4 protein-coding genes are annotated in these 3,166 nt (G+C 61.8%); 3 read left to right on the plus strand and 1 reads right to left on the minus strand.

Annotation, left to right across the window (positions count from 1 at the left end):
* Window positions 1-172: 172 nt before the first annotated feature.
* Window positions 173-1,678: an ATP-binding protein gene (locus B4E36_RS15340; RefSeq protein ID WP_414673766.1), complete on the minus strand. Its 1,506-nt coding sequence runs from the start codon at window positions 1,676-1,678 to the stop codon at window positions 173-175.
* A gap of 239 nt (window positions 1,679-1,917) precedes the next feature.
* On the opposite strand from B4E36_RS15340, the gene rpmH reads away from it, so the two are divergent.
* From rpmH to yidC, 3 genes are all read left to right on the plus strand, one after another.
* On the plus strand, window positions 1,918-2,058 hold the full coding sequence (gene rpmH / locus B4E36_RS15345; RefSeq protein WP_079920770.1) for a 50S ribosomal protein L34: 141 nt from the start codon (window positions 1,918-1,920) through the stop codon (window positions 2,056-2,058).
* A 15-nt stretch (window positions 2,059-2,073) separates the two neighbouring features.
* On the plus strand, window positions 2,074-2,475 hold the full coding sequence (gene rnpA / locus B4E36_RS15350; protein ID WP_292056229.1) for a ribonuclease P protein component: 402 nt from the start codon (window positions 2,074-2,076) through the stop codon (window positions 2,473-2,475).
* Window positions 2,465-3,166, plus strand: a 702-nt coding sequence (gene yidC / locus B4E36_RS15355) for a membrane protein insertase YidC (RefSeq protein WP_345900542.1), incomplete at its 3' end; no start/stop codon positions are given. The genes rnpA and yidC, both read left to right, overlap by 11 nt.

Genomic DNA, 3,166 nt, shown 5'->3' on the forward strand with positions numbered 1-3,166 from the left:
AGTCTGGTGCTCTATCCAGCTGAGCTACGAGCGCTTGCCATTTGCGGTCGCCGCGTCTGTCTGCGGCGTGCGAAACGGCTTCTAAGACCTTGCGATTTGGAATGCAAGCGGATTTCGGAAAATTGTTGTCATTTTCCTGAAACATGAAAATGACGATACCCGCGCGCAGCCTTTAGCTGCCGGCTTCGTTCTCCTCGCGCCAGCTTTCCAGCATCACCGGGCGGTCGGGAATTTCGATGCGAAACAGCGTACCCTGGCCTGCCTTTTCCACAAGCCCGATCGTGCCGCCATGGGCGAGCACCAGTTCGCGGGCGATGGCGAGCCCAAGCCCCGTACCGCCGCTGCGGGCCGAGCCACGAAAGGCGGCGAACAGGTTCTCGCGCGCCTTCTGCGGCATGCCGGGCCCGGTATCGTCGATCGTCAGCGACACCACGCTGCCATGGCGCTGGGCGGAGATCGTCAGACAGTTGACCGATTCGGCCTTGGCCTGCTGACCGAGCGCCTCGACGCTGTTGCGACAGAGGTTGAAGATCACCCGGAACAACTGCTCGGGGTCGGCGTCGATCTTCAGCCCTTCCGGCACACGGTTGATCCACTCGATCGAGGGATCGGCGGAGAGTTCGAGATAGTCGTGAACGTCGTTGACCAGCGACTGGACGTCTATCATCCGGCGCTTCGGCTCCGCCTCGGAGACCTGGCCATAGCTCAACACCGAACGCGAATAGAGCGCCGCCCGGTCGATCGCGCGCAAGAGCTTCGGCGCGACCCGCTTGACCACCGGATCATCGATGCCGGCAATGCGGTCCGACATCAGTTGGGCGGCGGACAGGATATTGCGCATGTCGTGGTTGATCTTGGAAACGGCCAGACCGAGTTCGGCAAGCCGCTTCTGCTGGCGCAGGGTCTTCTGCAACTCGCTCTGCATGGTGGCGAGATGACGGCCCGCAATGCCCAGTTCATCGGGCTCGGCGCTGGGGCGGAACACGCTTTCCGGCAGTTCGGGATGTTCGGAGAAAGTCTGCATGTTGGCGATCTGGCGCCTGAGCGGGCGAACCAGTATCGCGTTCAGGCGGAAAAAGATCAGCATCGCGGTGACGGAGGAGAGCAGAATGCTGAGCGCGAAAATATTGCGCGCATAGATCAGCAGCGCGTGGCGCAATTCATCGTCGGAGATCACCAGTTCGATGATCGCGTCGCTGTCGCCGATATTGCCGAGAATACGGATCGCCCGATCGCCACCGAACAGAAGTTCGTCGAAGGCATCGACCACCGCCTTCACCGGGCCGACATCGGTCAGGTCGTAGCTGCGGCTGATTTCGGGCGGCATGTCGGTCACCGCCAGCAGTTGCGACATGCCGTCCTTCCTGAGCACGATCGCCTTGGTGCCCGTCGCCATCAGAGTCTCGTCCTGAAGCGCGCGCGGCAGGGAAAGCGGCTGCAGCCCGTCGATGACGGTGACCGCGGCGGCGGCGGTGTTCAGCCGGTCGTCAAGCCAGCGCAGGCGCATGGTGGCGACCGCCGGCACGAAGAACACGATTTCGGCAAACATGATGATGGCGACCGTCAGCATCAGGATACGCCCGGAAAGGCCGGAGAGAAAACGCGGCATCACGATGCCGTCGGCACTGACGCGGGGAGATGCACTTTCCGTGCCCCGAGGGCGGTTTTCAGACCGCATCCGCTTTCTCCGATTCAACCTGAAGCCATACTATGCCCGAACGCCGCAAATGCAAAACCGGGCCGGGCTAGCTGCGACTTCTCAGCCGCGCGATTGACAATTCGCGGCGCTTTCCCTTATAAGCCGCGCAGTTTCGGCTCTGCACCCATATATTTTTGCGGAGCGAACGACATCAACCACACGCTTAACCGGTTTCGGCCGGTTTTCAAGAAGGGCCGCACACCGCGGTATTAAAACAAATGTCTACCAAGCGTACCTACCAGCCTTCCAAACTCGTTCGCAAACGCCGCCACGGCTTTCGCTCGCGCATGGCAACCAAGGGCGGCCGCAAGGTCCTCAACGCCCGCCGCGCCCGCGGCCGCAAGCGTCTTTCGGCGTAAGGGCGTTTCGCCCTTATGTCCGGGCCCGATCAAAAGGCCGAAGTCGGACGGCTGAAGACCCGTCCACAGTTTCTCGCCGTGCAAAAGGGCGAGCGGCGCAAGGGCCCCCTTTTTCTGCTTGAAGTTCTCGACCGACGCGAGCCCCAATCGGAGCCTCGCGTCGGTTTTACTGTGACAAAACGGCAGGGCAATGCCGTCGCGCGCAACCGCATTCGCCGCCGCCTGAAAGAGGCGGTCCGCCTCAAGGCAGCGTTTGCAATGCAGCCCGGTTGCGATTATGTCATCGTGGGCCGCAGCGAGGTGCTCGATGCACCGTTCGCGCGGCTTGTCGACACGCTGGAATCGCGGATCTCGAACCCGCCTCAAATCCGACGGAGCCGGAAGGCCTCCGCACCAGGAATTAAAGATGGAAAATAACCGCAATTCTATGATCGCGATCGGCCTGACGGTCCTGATCGTCCTCGCCTGGCAGTTCTTTTTCATGGGTCCGCGCATGGAGGCGCAGCGCCAGGCCCAGGAACAGGCCGCGCTGCAGCAGCAGACGCAGGAACAGACCGTCACGCCAGAGGGTGCGACGCCCGCGGTCTCGGGCCAGACCGGCGGCAGCGATGCGGTATTTTCCCAGGCAGGCGCGCAGCAGGCCTCCGCGCCGCGCGTCAAGATCGAGACGCCCTCACTCGAAGGCTCGATCAATCTCGCCGGCGCCCGGATCGACGATATCAAGCTCAAGGATTACCATGTTTCGGTTGATCCCACGAGCCCGATCGTGACGCTGTTCTCGCCCGCCGACACCGAAAACGGCTATTTCGCCGAACTCGGCTTCGTGCAGGGCGACAATTCCGGAACGGTGCCAGGCCCGCAGACGGTCTGGACGCTCGAAAAGGGCACAGAACTGACGCCGTCGACCCCGGTGGTGATTTCCTACACCAATGATTCCGGCATCAAGTTCACCCGGTCCTTCTCGATCGACGACAAATACATGATCACCGTCGACGACAAAGTCACCAACAATTCCGACAAGCAGGCCTCGGTGACGCCTTATGGCCGCATCACCCGCTTCAACCTTCCCGACGAACCGTCCGCATGGGTTCTGCATGAAGGCTTCCTC

It is taken from the genome of Martelella sp. UBA3392 (genome assembly GCF_002358775.1).
GTDB lineage: Bacteria > Pseudomonadota > Alphaproteobacteria > Rhizobiales > Rhizobiaceae > Martelella > Martelella mediterranea.